The organism is Microbacterium sp. LBN7 (genome assembly GCF_045690345.1).
In the GTDB taxonomy this organism is placed as follows: domain Bacteria; phylum Actinomycetota; class Actinomycetes; order Actinomycetales; family Microbacteriaceae; genus Microbacterium.
The window spans coordinates 564,785-581,221 of sequence record NZ_CP147856.1; the positions used below are offsets into that span (position 1 = coordinate 564,785).

A 16,437-nucleotide genomic window follows, 5' to 3' on the forward strand; every position below is an offset into this window, starting at 1 on the left:
TGTCGCCATGCCCCTCGCCCGCCGACTGACGCTCGGAGACGCCGTCGCGATCGGCCTCGGCTCCATGATCGGCGCCGGCGTGTTCGCGGTCTGGGCACCTGCGATGGGCGTGGCCGGCAGCGGCATCCTCGTCGCGCTCGCGATCGCCGCCGTCGTGGCGTTCTGCAACGCCACCTCGTCGGCCCAGTTGGCCGCGGTGCATCCCGTCGCCGGAGGCACCTACGCCTACGCCCGTGCGGAGATCGGCCCCTGGTGGGGATTCATCGCCGGGTGGAGCTTCGTGATCGGCAAGATCGCGAGCGGCGCGGCGATGGCCATGACGTTCGCCGCGTACGCCGCCCCCGAGGGCTGGCAGACGCCGGTCGCCGTGGTCGCGGTGGCGGCCCTCGCCACGGTGAACTGCTTCGGAGTGACCCGCACCGCCCTGCTGACGCGGATCCTCGTGGCGTGCTCGCTGCTCGGTCTCGCCGTCACGGTCGCCGTCGGGTTCGGGTCCGCCGCCGCGGCATCGCCTCCTCCGCTCCCCGACGCCTCCGCGTACGGGGTGCTGCAGGGCGCCGGGCTGCTGTTCTTCGCGTTCGCCGGCTATGCGCGGATCGCGACCATGGGCGAGGAGGTCGTCGATCCCGCGCGCACGATCCCCCGCGCGATCGTGCTCGCCCTCGGCGGCGCGGTCGTCGTCTACGCTCTGGTGGGTCTCGCGGTCATCCTCGTACTCGGGGGCGACGCCGCCTCGTCGACCGCCCCGCTGGCCGATCTCCTCGTCGCCGCCGGATGGCCCGCGCTCGCACCGCTCATCCGGGTGGCCGCCGCCGCGGCCTCCCTCGGCGCGCTGCTCGCCCTGCTCACGGGCATCGGACGCACGACCCTCGCGATGGCCCGCGAGAGCGACGTGCCGCGGTTCCTGGCGAAGGTCGACGAGCATCGTCAGGTGCCGCAGCGCGCGGAGATCGTGATCGCCGCGATCGTCATCGGCATCGTGCTCGTCGCGGATCTCCGCGACGCGATCGGCTTCTCCTCGTTCGGGGTGCTGCTGTACTACCTGATCGCCAATGCGGCGGCCTTCCGGCAGACCGGACCCGCGCGCCGCTATCCGCGCGTGCTGCAGGTCGTCGGGGCGCTCGGCTGCCTCGTGCTCGTGAACAGCCTGCCGGTCATCGCCTCACTCGTCGGGACGGCGGTCGTCGTCTGCGGCGTCGGGTACCGGATGCTGCGCCTGCGCCTCGCCCGCCGCTGAGTCGACGGCGGACGCGGAGCGGTACGTCCGCGGAGCGATCCCGAGCACGGACTGGAAGTCCCGCGTCAGGTGCGCGTGATCGGCGTACCCGAGTTCGGCGGCGATCCTCGCGAGATCGGTCGCCGGCTCGTCGCGGACCAGCTGGGCCGCCTCCTGCAGACGCCGCCGACGGATCATCGCGGCGGGCGACAGACCCACGTGCCGGTGTGTCATCCGCTGCAGCGTGCGCACCGACACCGCCAGTCGCATGGCCGCCTCCTCGGGCGTGAGCGCGGCGTCCTCCCCCATCAGCGCGTCGGACAGGGCGTTCGCCTGACGTGCGGCCTCGCCGGGTCGGCCGATCCGCTCGCCGAGCCACCGCGAGAACGACGCGACCGCGCGCTCCCTGTGCCCCTCGCCCGACTCCATGGCCGCGGTCACGGCATCGAGCAGTCCCGGCGCGTCGACCCGTGTCTCGGTATCGATGAGCGCAGCCGGCTCCTCGACGAGAGCGGGCACCGCGGCGGGGCGCAGCAGAGCCCCCACGGCCCAGCCGCGTCCGCGCAGGTCGCGGTGCGACACGCGGGTCGTCGCGCCCGACAGCGAGACCCCCTCCGGCTCGACCACGAGGTTGAGCGCGGGATACGAGACGATCTCCTGCCGGGACGAGCGCCCCGGGGCGATGTCCCACTCGGGGATCCAGAACCACGCGACGAGGTCTGCCGCATCGGCCGGTGCCGACAGCCGATGGAACTCCGGCAGGCGCGCCGGGTACAGGATGCCGCGGGTCGGATTCACCATGGGCCCAGCGTAGGGTCCGGCCCCGACACCGCGGAGGACCGAGGTTGGCGCAGATCTTCAAGCCGCCGGCATCCTGCCCCTCGTACCGTGAGGACATGACTGATGAGACCCCCACCACCGGCGCGAACGGCACCTACACGACAGACGGACGACCGAACAGCGCGACGTCGCTCACGCCCTTCCTCGCGATCCCGGGAGCGAAGCAGGCGATCGAGTTCTACCGGGACGTCTTCGGCGCGCGCGTCGTCGACGTGACCGAGTTCGACGGCGTCGTCGCCCACGCCGACCTCGACTTCGGGCTCGGGCTCCTCCAGCTCGGCGAGCCGAGCCCCGACTACCACCTCGTCCCCTCGCCCGAGGGCGACGACGACTGCTATTCGATGGGCCTGTACGTGCCCGACGTCGACGCGGTGGTCGAGAAAGCCGTCGCCGCGGGAGCGACCGTGCGCGAAGCTCCTGCGCCGTTCGTGTCGGGCGACCGTTTCGCCAGCATCCGCGATCCGTTCGGCGTGCGCTGGTCGGTGATGACCCGGGTCGAGGACATCTCCGACGAGGAGAGCAGCCGGCGCGTGGCCGAATGGGCCGAGTCGTTCACCTCGGCTCCGGCGGACGCCGCGAGCTGACGGCGACCTCGGCAGCGCGGCACACGGCAGGGAGCAGCGCCTCCGCCGTGCGCCGGTAGCCGAGGGCGCTCGGGTGGAAGCGGTCGAGGCTGAACATCGCCTCCGGCTCGTCGAAGAACATCGGCCCGACCGCGCGACGCAGGTCGACGGGTTCGGCGCCCGCGTGCCGCGCCGTCTCCGCCTGGATGTCGGCGAGGCGGCGCGACATGCTGGAGGCCAGGCGCCGGAGCGGCTGCGGCACCGGGCGCAGCGCGCCGAGGTCGGGACACGTGCCGACGACGATCTCGGCACCCGCCTCGCGCAGCCGTCGGATCGACTCGTGCAGGTGCTGGGCCGAGAGCGAAGGCGGAAGGCGATGCGTGACGTCGTTCCCGCCCACGACGATCACGGCGATGTGCGGACGATAGGCGGCGGACAGCCCGTCGAGCTGCGCCGGAAGATCCGGGGACTCCGAGCCCACGATCGCCGCGGTGTGCAGGCGCACGGGACGGCGCATCCGTCGTGCCAGTCCCTTCGCGAGCCGCCCGCCGAGCGTCTCCTTGCGCCGTTCCGCGCCGAGCCCGGCCGCGATCGAGTCGCCGAGGATCAGCAGGTCGATCGGGTCGCCGTCGAGCGACCGGCGCCAGACGCGATCGGCATCCAGCGACTCCTCGCCCAGCGGCTTCCCGATCCGCTCCCTGGCGAGCGCCGCCTGCCGGGTGAGGACGAGACGGATGCCGACGAGGACGGCCGCGACCGCGAGGCCGGCGACAAGACCCCGGAGCACCAGGACGCGGATACGGCTCACGCCTCGATTCGACACGATGGTCGTGAACGCGGCATGAACTCCGCCCGACATCCGTGCCTTCTCCGGACAGTCGGGTCGGGTCAGCGGCTCAGGACAGGGGCTTGAGCTCCAGCTCGCCGCTGCCCGCCGACACCGTCGCGAACGCGGTGTAGCCGTCGGCGGCCGAGCGCTCGAGCAGCGCCTTGAGGTTCTTGGTGCGACGCTCGAGACGAACCCGTGCACCGCCCGCGATGAGACGGGCCTTGTGCGCGACGAGCTCGCCGACGGGAACGTCGGCGTCGTGGATGAGCACGACGGCTTCCGCCGCGGCATCCGGTTCCGCCGTCACGAGGTCGACCAGGCGTTCGAACCCGAGCGAGAACCCGACGGCGGGAACCTGCTGGCCGAGGAAGCGGCCGATCATGCCGTCATAGCGTCCGCCGCCGCCGAGCGAATATCCGACCGAGGGGTGCGCGAGCTCGAAGATCGTGCCCGTGTAGTAGCCCATCCCCCGCACGAGGAACGGGTCGAAGACGAGCGGGATCTCTGACGCCTGGGTCCCTGAGCCCATCGAAGAGCCTGTCGAAGCACGCCCGGCAGCCACGGCGTCGCCGATGCCGACCAGGTGCGCGACGATCTCGTCCGGTGCACCCTCGGGCAGCGCCTTGCGGATCTGCCGCTCACCGTAGGGGTTGTACTCCATGGTCTGCGGACGCCGCAGGAACTCCTCGAACGCGTCGACGGGTTCCGTGCTGCTCCCCTGGCGGAGTGCACGCTCGCGGAGCTCGGCCCCGACGCCCTCCGGACCGATCTTGTCGAGCTTGTCGATCGTGATCAGCACACCGGGCCGCTCGTCGGCCGTGAAGCCGAAGCTGTCGAGCATCCAGTCCAGCACCCGCCGGTCGTTGATCCGTACCGTGGCGCCCTCGAGTCCGAGTGCGTCGACGGCGTCGAGCGAGGCGACCATGAGCTCGGCCTCGGCGCGCGAGGAGTCATCGCCGATGATGTCGATGTCGCACTGCACGAACTGACGGTAGCGGCCCTTCTGCGGACGCTCGGCTCGCCAGACGGGTCCGATCTGGATCGAGCGGAACACCCCGGGAAGCTGTCCGCGGTTGCTCGCGTAGAACCGGGCGAGCGGCACGGTGAGGTCGTAGCGCAGCCCGAGATCGGACAGCTCGGCCGGATCCTCCGCCGCCGCGCGGATGGCTTCGGCGTCGAGACCCCGCCGCAGGATGTTGAACGACAGCTTCTCGTTGTCGCCGCCGATGCCGGCGTGCAGGCGGTCGTAGTCCTCGACGACCGGCGTCTCGATCTCGTCGAATCCGTGCGCGAGGTAGCGGTCGCGGATGACGGAGAGCACGCGCTCACGGCGCGCCTTGTCGGCGGGGAGGATGTCGCGCATGCCGCGCGGCGGGTTCACAGTAGCCACGGTCCCATCTTCCCAGGTCCGTCGCCGCGACCGTGCCCGGTCGGTCTCAGGCGCCCGCCTCGGCGGTGCGCACCTCGTCCTCGAGCGTCCGCAGCCGCTCGCGCAGGGCGCGCTCGGCATCCCATCCCTCGGCACGCGCGGTCGCCACCAGCGCGAGGAGCGCGTCTCCGAGCTCGGCCTCGGATGCCGGAGCGGCGGCATCGGCCCGTGGCACGATCCCCGCCCCGGCGGCCCGCCCGACGAGCTTCTGCGCGAGCGCGAGCGCCGGCATCCCCCGGGGCACGCCGTCGAGCACGCTCGTCCTGGTGCGCTTCTCCGCGGCCTTCGCCGCATTCCAGTGCACGAGCACCTCTTCCGGCGTCGTGGCCACCTCACCGGCGAACACGTGCGGATGCCGGCGCACCATCTTCTCGGTCAGCGTCTCCGCCACGTCGTCGATGTCGAAGGGGTCGTCCGGATCCTGCGCGGCGATCGCCGCGTGGAACAGCACCTGCCAGAGCAGGTCGCCGAGTTCCTCGCGCAGATCGGCGCGAGTGCCGTTCTCGACCGCGTCGATGACCTCGTGCGACTCCTCGATCAGGTACGGGACCAGGTCGCGGTGGGTGATGCGCTGCGACCACACGCAGCGCTCGCGCACCTGGCGCATGGTCTCGGCCGCGGCGCGCAGCGGGTCGTCCACGTTCGCGCGGGGTTCGGGGCCAGTGCTCACGCTTCCTCCTTCGATGCCTTCGGATGCGCTCCGGCCGGTGTCGCTCACGACGACGCGGCCGCGACCCGACGGTACCAGCGCGCGCGCAGCGACACGATGATGCCCGAGAGCACGAGGGCGATCAGCGAGCCGACGAGCACGCCGAGGATCGCCTGGTCGCGGATGCCGCCGTCGTCGGCGAATGCCAGGTTGGCGAGCAGCAGCGAGACCGTGAAGCCGATGCCGCCCAGAGCGCCCGCCGCCAGGATGTCCCCGAACGGCAGGGCCGGCGGCGCGCCCTTCGGCCGGATGCGCATCGCGATCCATCCGAACAGCGCGATGCCGAGGATCTTGCCCACGGGGAGCGCGACGACGATGGCCCAGAATGCCGGCGACAGCTGCGCAGGCGAGAGGGCGGGAATCACCACGAAAGCCGCGACGAACGCGAACACCGGCAGGATCACACCGTTCACGGTCGGCTCGAACGCGTGCCGCGTGCGCCCGGCGGGCACGGGCGACATGACCAGTCCGAGCATCACGCCGGCGATCGTGGCGTGGATGCCGGAGGACGCGACCAGCCCCCAGGTCACGACCCCGACGATGACCATGGCCACCGCGATCAGCACATGTCCGTGTTCGTGGAGCAGGCGGCTGAGCACCCAGAACGCCGCGACGCCGACGACCGCGAGCCCAAGCAGCAGCCACTGCACATCGTGTGCGAACAGGACCGCGATGAAGATGATGCCGATGATGTCGTCGAGGATCGCGAGCGCGAGCAGGAAGACGCGCACGCTCGACGGCAGGCCGCGACCGAACATCGCCAGGACGCCGAGGGCGAAGGCGATGTCGGTGGCGGTCGGGATGGGCCACCCCGTCGCCGTGTCGCCGCTGCCGGCGATCAGCAGGTACACCGCGATCGGCACGAGCACGCCGCCGGCGGCGGCGATCGCGGGCTGCACCGCCTTGCGCGGGGAATCCAGCTCGCCGTGGGTCAACTCATGCCGCAGCTCGATCGCCACGACGAGGAAGAAGACGGCGAGCAGCCCGTCGGACACCCAGTGCGCGACCGACAGGTCGAGCCCCGTACCGGGCACGGCGATGTGGAAGTCGAGGACGGCGGCGAGCGCATCGTGTGAGGGGAGGTTCGCCAGAAGAAGGCCGAGCCCTGCCGCGACGAGCAGGAGGACGGCGGGGAACTGCTGGCCGCGGAGAGGGTTCGCTGAGATGCGCATCCCCTCCATCGTAGGTCGCGGGGTGAGAGCGTCCTCGGGCGTCATGCGTTCAAGACACCCCGACCGACGGGGATACTCTCGAAGGGTGACCCCCGCACAGAGCTTTCCCGAGCCCACGAACACCGAGGCCATCCGCGTGATCGGCCGCTTCGAAGCCGGCCAGGGCATCCCGGATGCCATGCGCTCCGACGTCAGGATGCTGGGCGGCCTGCTCGGTCAGGTGCTGCGCGAAGCCGGCGGCGACGACCTCTTCGAAGACGTCGAGCGCCTGCGCCTCGCGACGATCCAGGCGTACGAGGAGGAGAACTCCGACGCCTTCGAGCGGGCAGCGGCGATCGCCGAGTCCTTCACCGTCGCACGCGCCGATGAGGTCGCCCGCGCCTTCACCTGCTACTTCCACCTGGTGAACCTCGCCGAGGAGCATCAGCGCGTGCGGGTGCTGCGCGAGCGCGCCGGCCAGCCCGGCCCGTCGACAGGCTCAGGCGCCCAGTCCGCCGACACCGTCGCCACCGCCTACGCGCGTCTGCGGAGCGAGGTCGGCGACGACGAGGCGCGCCGCCGCCTGGACGGGCTGCGCTTCCACCCCGTCTTCACGGCGCACCCGACCGAGGCCCGCCGCCGCGCCGTGTCGTCCAGCATCCGCCGCCTCTCCGAGCTGCTCACGCAGCACGACGCGGCGAGCGAGGGCGGCGCCGAGCAGCACCGCGCCCGTCGCCGGATGCTGGAGGAGATCGACACGCTCTGGCGCACCGCGCCGCTGCGTTCGCAGAAGCCATCGCCGACCGACGAGGTGCGCACGGTCATGGGCGTGTTCGACGAGACCCTCTTCACGACCGTGCCTCACGTGTACCGCCGCATCGACGACGCGCTGCGCGGCGAGGAGTCCGGCTCCAGCGCACCCGTCGTCCCGGCCTTCGTCCGCATCGGATCCTGGGTCGGCGGCGACCGCGACGGGAACCCGTTCGTGACGGCATCCGTCACCCGCGAGGCATCGCAGATCGCCGCGGACCACGTGCTCCGCGGACTGGAGCGCGCCCTCGATCGCATCGGCCGCACTCTCACGCTCGCCGCGGACGACACGCCGCCGAGCGCCGCCGTCACCGCGCTCTGGGACGCCTTCGCCGCCGCCGAGCCCGACGTCGCCGCCGAACTGGCCGCGCGCTCCCCCGAGGAGCCGCACCGCCGGGTGCTGCTCGTGCTCGCGCGCCGGGTCGCGGCGACCCGTCGCGGAGACGGCGAGCACGGATACGCCCGTCCCGAGGAGCTGCTCGCCGACCTGCGCGCGGTGCAGAATTCGCTGGCGGCTGCCGGTGCCAGGCGCCACGCGTTCGGCGGGGTGCAGCACCTGATCTGGCAGGTCGAGACCTACGGCTTCCACCTCACCGAGCTCGAGGTCCGGCAGCACTCGCAGGTGCACGCGAAGGCGCTGGCCGAGCTCGAGGCGGGCGAGGCGATCAGCGCGCAGACCGAGGAGGTCCTCGAGCTCTTCCGCGTGATCGCCGAGATCCAGCGTGACCGGGGCGTCCGGGCTGCCGGCCGCTACGTGGTGTCTTTCACGCAGGCCGCATCCGATCTCGCCAACGTGCACCGCCTCGCCCGGCATGCGCTCGGCGATGATGTGCCGGTGCTCGACGTCGTGCCGTTGTTCGAGACTTTCGCCGACCTGCAGGCCGCGCCGGAGATCCTCGCCGAGGCGGTGACCTTCCCGGAGTTCCGCGCGCGCATGGCCGAGACCGGCAACCGCCTCGAGGTCATGCTCGGATACTCGGACTCGTCGAAGGACGTCGGCCCGGTCGCCGCGAACCTCGCCCTCTACGAGGCGCAGGAGAAGATCGCCCGGTGGGCGCAGGAGTCGGGCATCGAGCTCACCCTCTTCCATGGTCGTGGCGGCGCGCTCGGCCGCGGCGGCGGACCCGCGAACTCCGCGATCCTCGCGCAGCCGCCGCACTCCGTCGACGGCCGGTTCAAGCTCACGGAGCAGGGCGAGGTCATCTTCGCGCGCTACGGCGAACCCGCGATCGCCATGCGGCACATCGACCAGGTCGCCGCGGCGACCCTGCTCGCCTCCTCCCCCTCGGAGGAGAAGCGCACGAGCAGCGCGGCGGCCCGCTACGCCGAGGTCGCGTCGATCATGGATGCGACCTCGCGCGAGCGGTTCTTCTCGCTCGTCAAGGCCGAGGGCTTCGCTCCCTGGTTCGCGACCGTCACGCCGCTGGAGGAGATCGGCCTGCTGGCCCTGGGCTCGCGGCCCGCACGGCGCGGCCTCTCCGTCGAATCGCTCGAAGACCTCCGGGCGATCCCGTGGGTCTTCGCGTGGACGCAGGCGCGCATCAACCTCGCCGGATGGTTCGGCCTGGGCACGGCGCTGGAGGCCGTGGGAGACGTGGAGCTGCTCACCGAGGCGTACCGGGACTGGCCGCTGCTGCGCACCATGATCGACAACGTCGCGATGAGCCTGGCGAAGACCGACGAGCGGATCGCCCGTCAGTACCTCGCACTCGGGGACCGCGACGACCTCGCCGCCCTCGTGCTCGACGAGCTCGCGCTCACCCGGCAGTGGGTGATCCGTCTCACCGGAGGCGAGGGCCTCCTCGAGAACAAGCCCGTGCTGCAGCGCGCCGTCCAGCTGCGGAGCCCCTACGTCGACGCGCTCTCGCTGCTGCAGCTCCGTGCGCTCCGGGCGCTCCGCTCGGCCGCCGAGCAGGCGGAGGGCTCGGGAGCGGATGCCGAGCAGCAGCGACTGCTCCTGCTCTCGGTCAGCGGCGTCGCGGCGGGCCTGCAGAACACCGGGTGATTCTCGGCCGGGGCGACGTGAGAGTTCTCACATCCGAGGCACCGCTAGAGTGAAATATCGGTCGTATCCGGCCGTTCCCCTCTCACGCGACACGATCGCCTGCGCCCTCATCCCCCACCAGAAAGCCCACCTCGCGTGACCTCTCCGTCTTCCGTCGACTTCCACCCGCTCTCCGCCGCCGTGCAGCCCGTCTTCGACACGGTGCTGTCGCGGAGCCCGCACGAGCCCGAGTTCCACCAGGCCGTGCACGAGGTGCTGAACTCGATCTCGCCGGTGCTGGAGCAGCATCCGGAGTACGTCGACGGCGGCATCCTGGAGCGCCTGGTCGAGCCGGAGCGTCAGATCCTGTTCCGCGTGCCGTGGGTCGACGACGCCGGCCGGCTGCAGGTCAACCGCGGCTACCGCATCCAGTTCTCCTCGGTGCTCGGCCCGTACAAGGGCGGACTGCGCTTCCACCCCTCGGTGAACCTCTCGATCATCAAGTTCCTCGGGTTCGAGCAGATCTTCAAGAACGCGCTCACGGGTCAGGGCATCGGCGGCGGCAAGGGCGGGTCGGACTTCGATCCGCACGGCAGGTCGGATGCCGAGGTCATGCGGTTCTGCCAGTCGTTCATGAACGAGCTCTACCGTCACCTGGGCGAGCACACCGACGTCCCGGCCGGCGACATCGGCGTGGGCGGCCGCGAGATCGGCTACCTGTTCGGCCAGTACCGCAAGGTCACCAACCGCCACGAGTCCGGCATGTTCACCGGCAAGGGCACCGGCTGGGGCGGCGCCGAGGTGCGCACCGAGGCCACGGGCTACGGCGCCGTGTTCTTCGCCCAGGAGATGCTCGCCGTGCACGACGACTCCCTCGCGGGCAAGCGCGTCGGGATCTCGGGCTCCGGCAACGTCGCGATCTACGCGATCCAGAAGGCGACCCAGCTCGGCGCGACCCCGGTGACGGCATCCGACTCCTCCGGCTACGTCGTCGACGACGCCGGCATCGACGTCGATCTGCTCCGTCAGCTCAAGGAGGTGGAGCGCGCCCGCATCGTCGAGTACGCGAACCGCCGTCCGAGCGCGCGCTTCGTCGAGGGCGGCAGCGTCTGGCAGGTGCCGGTCGACATCGCGGTCCCGTCGGCCACGCAGAACGAGGTGAGCCTGGCGGACGCCGAGGCGCTGATCGCGAACGGCGTGCGCGCGGTCTCCGAGGGCGCGAACATGCCCTGCGAGCCGGCGGCGGTCGACGCGTTCCAGAACGCCGGGGTGCTTTTCGCGCCCGGCAAGGCCGCGAACGCCGGCGGTGTCGCGACCTCGGCGCTGGAGATGAGCCAGAACGCCTCGCGCCAGCGCTGGACCTTCCACGACAGCGAGAACAAGCTGCGCGAGATCATGGGCGACATCCACCGCGCGGCCTTCGACGCGGCCGAGCGTCACGGCCGGCCGGGCGACTACGTGGCGGGCGCCAACATCGCCGGCTTCGAGCGCGTCGCCGCCGCGATGCTGGCGCAGGGCGTCATCTGATCACCGGCACACCGCGAGCGGATGCCGTCAGCCGCCGACCTGCCGATCGTCGGCGTGCCGAGCGAGGGAACGGCCGTAGCGCTCGGTGAGCTGCACCATCAGGTCGGGAGTGTCGCGATCGACGCCGAACACGTGGCCGGGGAAGTCGAGCTCCGGCTGCGCGGCGGTGATCTCGGCCTCCCGGTCGGGTGACAGCAGCTGCACCGGATCTCCGACGGCGACCCAACCGATCGGCACCACGGTGCCGGCCGGAAGCACGGCCCTGCGATGCACGATGGCGTTCACGCGCACCTCGCAGCGGTCGCCGACCAGGGCTCCGTTGAAGATGCGCGCGCCGGAGGCGAAGAACACCTCCTCGCCGACGGTCGCACCGGCGATGCTCGCGAGCGTGCCCACGAGCGTGTGCGCCCCGATGTGCACGGCGTTCGCCGCGGTCGCGCGGATGAGAGCGTTCTCCATCACGATGACGTTCTCGCCGAGCGTGATGGGTCCGCCCTCCGCGGTGATCACGGCGCCGTGCAGCACCTGGCAGTCCGGGCCGATCTCCACGTCGCCGGAGATCACGGCGGTGGGAGCGATGACGGCGGTGTCATGGATCCGGGGCCGAGCCCCGAGGTGCTCGTACAACATGCCGCCAGACTAGTCCTGCGGATGCCGCGGCGCCCGGCATCCGCTCGGAAAACGCAGAGCATCGCCGACGTCGTCGGCGTGGCGGGCGGGGACACGCACTGCCTTGAGCATCTCGTCTCCGTTTTCCGGCGGGATATCCACCGCGACGGACCGTTGACAGCGTCCGACCGCCGACCTACTCTCCCGGGCATGACGATCAGCCTGTTCCCCATCCTCCGCACGCCCGATCTCGCGCGACTCGGCGGCTTCTACGAACACGCGTTCGGGGCCGAGGTCACGTACCGCTTCGACCACGAAGGTGTCGACGTCTACGTCGCCCTCGCTGTGGGCGGCGGGCAGCTCGGCATCGGCTACGAGGCCGACATCGCGCGCGGGGACGCGATCGCCCTGTGGCTCTACGCCGACGACGCCGACGCGGCATACGCCGCAGCCCTCGCAGCCGGCGCGGCATCCGTCGTCCCACCGGAGGACATGCCGTGGGGCGAACGGGTCGCGCAGCTGCGCGACCCCGACGGCAACCTGCTCTACCTCGCTACGCCTACTCCGTCTTGACGGGCTCCGGGAAGATCGCCGTGAACAGCTGGCCGACCCACTCGAGCAGCTGCGCGTCAGGCAGCGGCTCGAGACCGACGCCCACCGCGGCGGGCACGGTCGGCATCGGCACGACCAGCGCGTCTCCCCCGGCGACGAGCTTCGCCTTGGGGTAGAGCCGCTGCAGCCGCACCTTGATGGAGTCCTCCAGGCGCGCCGGCGCGATGCGCAGGTTCGACCCCATCACCACGACATCCGTCAGCCCTGCCCGCGCGGCGCGGCGGCGCAGACGCGAGATCGCGAGCAGCCCCTCGACCTCTTCGGGCGGGGTGCCGTAACGGTCGACGAGCTCCTCGATGACCTGGTCGATCGCTTCGTCCTTCGCCGTGGCTGCCGATGCCGCCGAGAGCTTCTGGTACGCCTCGAGACGCAGCCGCTCGCTGTCGATGTAGTACTCCGGGATGCGGGCGTCGAGCGGCAGCTCCAGCCGCAGCTCCTGCCCGCTCTCGACCTCGTCACCGCGGAACGTGGCCACGGCCTCGCCGATCATGCGCAGGTACAGGTCGAATCCGACACCGGCGATGTGCCCGGCCTGCTCGGCGCCGAGCATGTTGCCCGCGCCGCGCAGCTCCAGGTCCTTCAGCGCCACCTGCATGCCCGAGCCGAGATCGTTGTTCACCGCGATCGTCTGCAGGCGGTCGGCGGCGGTCTCGCTCAGCGGCTTCATCTCGTCGTACAGGAAGTAGGCGTAGGCGCGCTCGCGTCCACGGCCGACACGGCCGCGCAGCTGGTGCAGCTGACTCAGGCCGTACTTGTCGGCGCGATCGATGATGATCGTGTTCGCGTTCGAGATGTCGAGCCCGGTCTCGATGATGGTGGTCGAGACGAGCACGTCGAACTTCCGCTCCCAGAAGTCGTCGACGACCTGTTCCAGCTGGTGCTCCCCCATCTGTCCGTGAGCGACGGCGATCCGGGCCTCCGGCACGAGCTCGGCGAGCTGCGCGGCGACCCGCTGGATCGACTGGACGCGGTTGTGCACGAAGAACACCTGGCCCTCGCGCAGGATCTCGCGGCGGATCGCCGCCGCCATCTGCTTGTCGCTGCGAGGGCCGACGAACGACAGGATCGGATGCCGGTCCTCGGGCGGTGTCGCGAGCGTCGACATCTCGCGGATGCCGGTCACCGCCATCTCGAGCGTGCGCGGAATCGGCGTCGCACTCATCGCGAGGATGTCGACGTTCATCTTGAGCTTCTTCAGCGTGTCCTTGTGCTCGACGCCGAAGCGCTGCTCCTCATCGATGATCATCAGGCCGAGGTCCTTGAACAGGACGCCCTCGGTGAGGATGCGGTGCGTGCCGATGACCATGTCGACCGAGCCCTCGAGGAGCCTCTGCAGCGTGAGCCGGACCTCCTTGTCGGTCTGGAACCGCGACAGCGCCCGCACCTTGACGGGGAAGCCGGCGAATCGCTCGGTGAACGTCTCCATGTGCTGCTTGACCAGCAGTGTCGTCGGCACGAGCATCGCGACCTGCTTGCCGTCCTGGATCGCCTTGAACGCCGCACGCACGGCGACCTCGGTCTTGCCGAAGCCGACGTCTCCGGAGAGCAGGCGGTCCATCGGGATGGGCCGTTCCATATCGGCCTTGATCTCGTCGATCGTCTGCAGCTGATCGGGCGTCTCGGCGAAGGGGAACGCCTCCTCGAGCTCACGCTGCCACGGGGTGTCCGGGCCGAACGCGTGGCCCTTGGCGCCCATCCGCGCGGAGTACAGCTTGACGAGCTCGACCGCGATGTCGCGCACGGCCTTGCGGGCCTTGCCCTTGGCCTGCGACCAGTCGCTGCCGCCCATCTTCGACAGGGTCGGAGCCTCGCCGCCGACGTACTTCGACAGCAGGTCGAGCTGGTCGGTGGGAACGTACAGCTTGTCGCCGGGGTAGCCGCGCTTCGACGGCGCGTACTCCAGGACGAGATAGTCGCGGACCGACTTGGTGGCGTTGCGACCGCCGGTCGACACCTCGCGCTTGGTCATCTCGACGAAGCGGCCGATGCCGTGCGTGGCGTGCACCACGTGGTCGCCGGGCTTGAGCTGCAGCGGGTCGACGACGTTCTTGCGGCGGGAGGCGAGTTTCTTGACGACGCGCTGGTCGCCGCCGATCGTGCGGCCGTAGAACTCGTTGTCGGTCAGGACGGCGAGCTTCGCCTCGGAGATCTGGAAGCCGGCTTCGACCGATCCCGTGACGAGCGTCGCGATCCCCGCCTCCGGAGCCTCGGTGAGCGACTCGACGACGCGTGCGGCGATGCCCCGATCGGCGAGCACGTCGCGCGCGCGATCGACGAGCCCGGAGCCCGCGGAGATCACGACGACCCGCCATCCGTCCGAGACCTTCGCCTCGACGAACGAGATCGCACCGTCGACGTTGCCGTGGAACGACGGGATGACGGCGGCATCGAGGTTCGTCGCCTCGGCGTCGCCTTCGCCGAGGCCCGCACCGAACGGGCTCAGCCGCCACCAGACGCCGCCGCGATCGCGGACGACCTCGCGCAGCTGGGCGATCGTGCGGAAGTCGCCGGCCCCGAGGTCGATCGGCGCCGATGCGCCCGAGGTGGCCGCGCTCCACGCGGCGTCGAGGAACTCGCGGTTCGTCTCGCCGAGCGTGATGGCACGCGCCGTCGAGCGTTCGGGGTCGACGACGGCGGTCGCGCTGCCCTCCGGCAGATACTCGGCCAGCGACTTGAGCGGACCGGACACGGCGGGGAGCAGCGATTCCATGCCCTCGACCGGGATGCCCTCGGCCATCTTCTCGAGCATCCCCGAGATCGCCGGGAATCCGCCGATCAGGGCTCGTGCCCGCTCGCGGACATCGGGCGTCAGCAGCAGCTCGCGGCTCGGGGGCAGGTCGACACCCGGGATGTCGCCCGGCAGCGAGCGCTGATCGGCGACCGAGAACGCGCGGATCTGATCGATCTCGTCGCCGAAGAACTCGACGCGGTACGGATGCTCCGACGTGGGTGGGAAGACGTCGAGGATGCCGCCGCGCACAGCGAACTCGCCTCGACGCGAGACCATGTCGACGCGCGAGTAGGCGCGCTCGACGAGCTGCTCGGCGACCTGGTCGAGCTCGTTGCCGCGGCTGCCGGTCACGAGTTCGAGCGGCGCGATCTCGCCGAGGTTGCCGGCGATCGGCTGGAGTGCCGCACGCACCGAGGCGACGACGACGAGGGGATGCTCGCCCGACCACTCGGCGATCCGGCGCAGCGTCTGCAGCCGCTGCCCGACCGTGTCGGGGCTCGGGCTCAGCCGCTCGTGCGGGAGCGTCTCCCATGCGGGGAAGGTGAGGATCTCGGCCGTCGGGAGGTAGGCCTCGAGCGCGTGTGCGAGGCTCTCGGCGCGGCGGCCGGTCGGCGCGACGGCGAGCAGCGCGGAGGGGTGCCCCGCGGCGCCGCGCTTCTCGAGCAGCCCCGCGAGCGCGGGAGCGTCGAGCCCGTCGACCAGGCCGAGGTCGGCGTCGGTGTGCGCCCAGCTGAGGGCGTCACGGTACAGAGACGCCTCTTCCAAGGCGCGCAGAATCCCCGGAACAGTCACCGGACAAGACTAGTCGCGCCCACCGACATGGCGGCTCGCCTCCTCGTAGGCTGTCGGGATGGAAACGGTCACCCTCACCACCGAACGACTCGTGCTGCGCGCTCCGACCGAGGCCGACATCGACGCGATCGAGGCGGCGTGCCAGGATCCGGAGATCCCGCGGTGGACGACGGTGCCGAGCCCCTACACGCGCGAGAACGCCGTGGACTTCGTACGGCTCGTGGCCGGGTGGTGGGCCGAGGACAAGGAGACGGTGTGGGCGATCTTCGTCGACGATCGCCTCTCCGGCATGATCGGGCTGCACGACATCGAGCAGCACCACACCGGTGGTCACGCCGAGATCGGCTTCTGGATGACGGGAGACGCCCGAGGCCGGGGATACCTCGCCGAAGCGGCGCGCGCCGTGATCGACTGGGGCTTCTCGGAACTCGGACTCGTGCGACTCACGTGGCGTGCTGTCGCCGGCAACATCCCGTCCGCGCGCTCCGCCAGGGCACTCGGCTTCCGCTACGAGGGTCTGCAGCGCCAGGCGCTCACGAGTCCGCGCGGTCGCGACGACGGCTGGTTCGCCGGTCTCCTCCCGACCGATGACCGCACTCCGGTCGAGTGGCCGGTGCTCTGAGGCGAACGGTCCT

General features: G+C 71.1%; 13 protein-coding genes. 6 read left to right on the forward strand and 7 right to left on the reverse strand.

Annotation, left to right across the window (positions count from 1 at the left end; genetic code table 11):
- Positions 1-7: 7 nt before the first annotated feature.
- Complete coding sequence (locus tag LBN7_RS02780) at positions 8-1,237, forward strand: APC family permease (RefSeq protein WP_407360876.1); 1,230 nt, start codon at positions 8-10, stop codon at positions 1,235-1,237.
- Here the strand turns inward: LBN7_RS02780 and LBN7_RS02785 are convergent.
- On the reverse strand, positions 1,163-2,017 hold the full coding sequence (locus tag LBN7_RS02785; RefSeq protein WP_407360877.1) for a helix-turn-helix domain-containing protein: 855 nt from the start codon (positions 2,015-2,017) through the stop codon (positions 1,163-1,165). The two genes, LBN7_RS02780 and LBN7_RS02785, sit on opposite strands and share 75 nt — an antisense overlap.
- A 95-nt stretch (positions 2,018-2,112) precedes the next feature.
- Here LBN7_RS02785 and LBN7_RS02790 point away from each other — a divergent pair, with 95 nt between their 5' ends.
- The gene (locus LBN7_RS02790) at positions 2,113-2,640 is read left to right on the forward strand and encodes a VOC family protein (RefSeq protein ID WP_407360878.1); all 528 of its coding nucleotides are present in this window, start codon (positions 2,113-2,115) and stop codon (positions 2,638-2,640) included.
- On the opposite strand, the gene LBN7_RS02795 is transcribed toward LBN7_RS02790, so the two are convergent.
- The 4 genes from LBN7_RS02795 to LBN7_RS02810 all read right to left on the reverse strand — a co-directional run bounded on the left by LBN7_RS02795 (position 2,609) and on the right by LBN7_RS02810 (position 6,758).
- Positions 2,609-3,427: an SGNH/GDSL hydrolase family protein gene (locus tag LBN7_RS02795; RefSeq protein WP_407360879.1), complete on the reverse strand. Its 819-nt coding sequence runs from the start codon at positions 3,425-3,427 to the stop codon at positions 2,609-2,611. The two genes, LBN7_RS02790 and LBN7_RS02795, sit on opposite strands and share 32 nt — an antisense overlap.
- An 88-nt stretch (positions 3,428-3,515) precedes the next feature.
- Positions 3,516-4,811, reverse strand: coding sequence for a histidine--tRNA ligase (locus tag LBN7_RS02800; protein ID WP_407361693.1), 1,296 nt, complete (start codon positions 4,809-4,811; stop codon positions 3,516-3,518).
- Positions 4,812-4,884: 73 nt separating this feature from the next.
- Complete coding sequence (locus tag LBN7_RS02805; protein WP_407361694.1) at positions 4,885-5,484, reverse strand: MazG family protein; 600 nt, start codon at positions 5,482-5,484, stop codon at positions 4,885-4,887.
- 107 nt (positions 5,485-5,591) lie between these two features.
- Positions 5,592-6,758: a Na+/H+ antiporter NhaA gene (locus LBN7_RS02810; protein WP_407360880.1), complete on the reverse strand. Its 1,167-nt coding sequence runs from the start codon at positions 6,756-6,758 to the stop codon at positions 5,592-5,594.
- Positions 6,759-6,801: 43 nt separating this feature from the next.
- Here LBN7_RS02810 and LBN7_RS02815 point away from each other — a divergent pair, with 43 nt between their 5' ends.
- Together LBN7_RS02815 and gdhA are read left to right on the forward strand one after the other, a co-directional pair.
- Entirely contained in the window at positions 6,802-9,552 is a 2,751-nt protein-coding gene (locus LBN7_RS02815) for a phosphoenolpyruvate carboxylase (RefSeq protein WP_407360881.1), read from the forward strand.
- 135 nt (positions 9,553-9,687) lie between these two features.
- Entirely contained in the window at positions 9,688-11,058 is a 1,371-nt protein-coding gene (gdhA, locus tag LBN7_RS02820; protein ID WP_116636908.1) for an NADP-specific glutamate dehydrogenase, read from the forward strand.
- 27 nt (positions 11,059-11,085) lie between these two features.
- Here gdhA and LBN7_RS02825 read toward each other — a convergent pair whose 3' ends face one another.
- Positions 11,086-11,688: a gamma carbonic anhydrase family protein gene (locus tag LBN7_RS02825; protein ID WP_407360882.1), complete on the reverse strand. Its 603-nt coding sequence runs from the start codon at positions 11,686-11,688 to the stop codon at positions 11,086-11,088.
- Between the two features lie 189 nt (positions 11,689-11,877).
- On the opposite strand from LBN7_RS02825, the gene LBN7_RS02830 reads away from it, so the two are divergent.
- Positions 11,878-12,240, forward strand: coding sequence for a VOC family protein (locus LBN7_RS02830; protein ID WP_407360883.1), 363 nt, complete (start codon positions 11,878-11,880; stop codon positions 12,238-12,240).
- Here the strand turns inward: LBN7_RS02830 and mfd are convergent.
- A complete protein-coding gene (gene mfd, locus LBN7_RS02835; protein WP_407360884.1) occupies positions 12,227-15,802 on the reverse strand; it encodes a transcription-repair coupling factor in 3,576 nt (1,191 codons plus the stop codon). The two genes, LBN7_RS02830 and mfd, sit on opposite strands and share 14 nt — an antisense overlap.
- Positions 15,803-15,860: 58 nt before the next feature.
- Here mfd and LBN7_RS02840 point away from each other — a divergent pair, with 58 nt between their 5' ends.
- The gene (locus LBN7_RS02840) at positions 15,861-16,424 is read left to right on the forward strand and encodes a GNAT family N-acetyltransferase (protein WP_341945895.1); all 564 of its coding nucleotides are present in this window, start codon (positions 15,861-15,863) and stop codon (positions 16,422-16,424) included.
- The last annotated feature ends 13 nt before the right edge of the window (positions 16,425-16,437 follow it).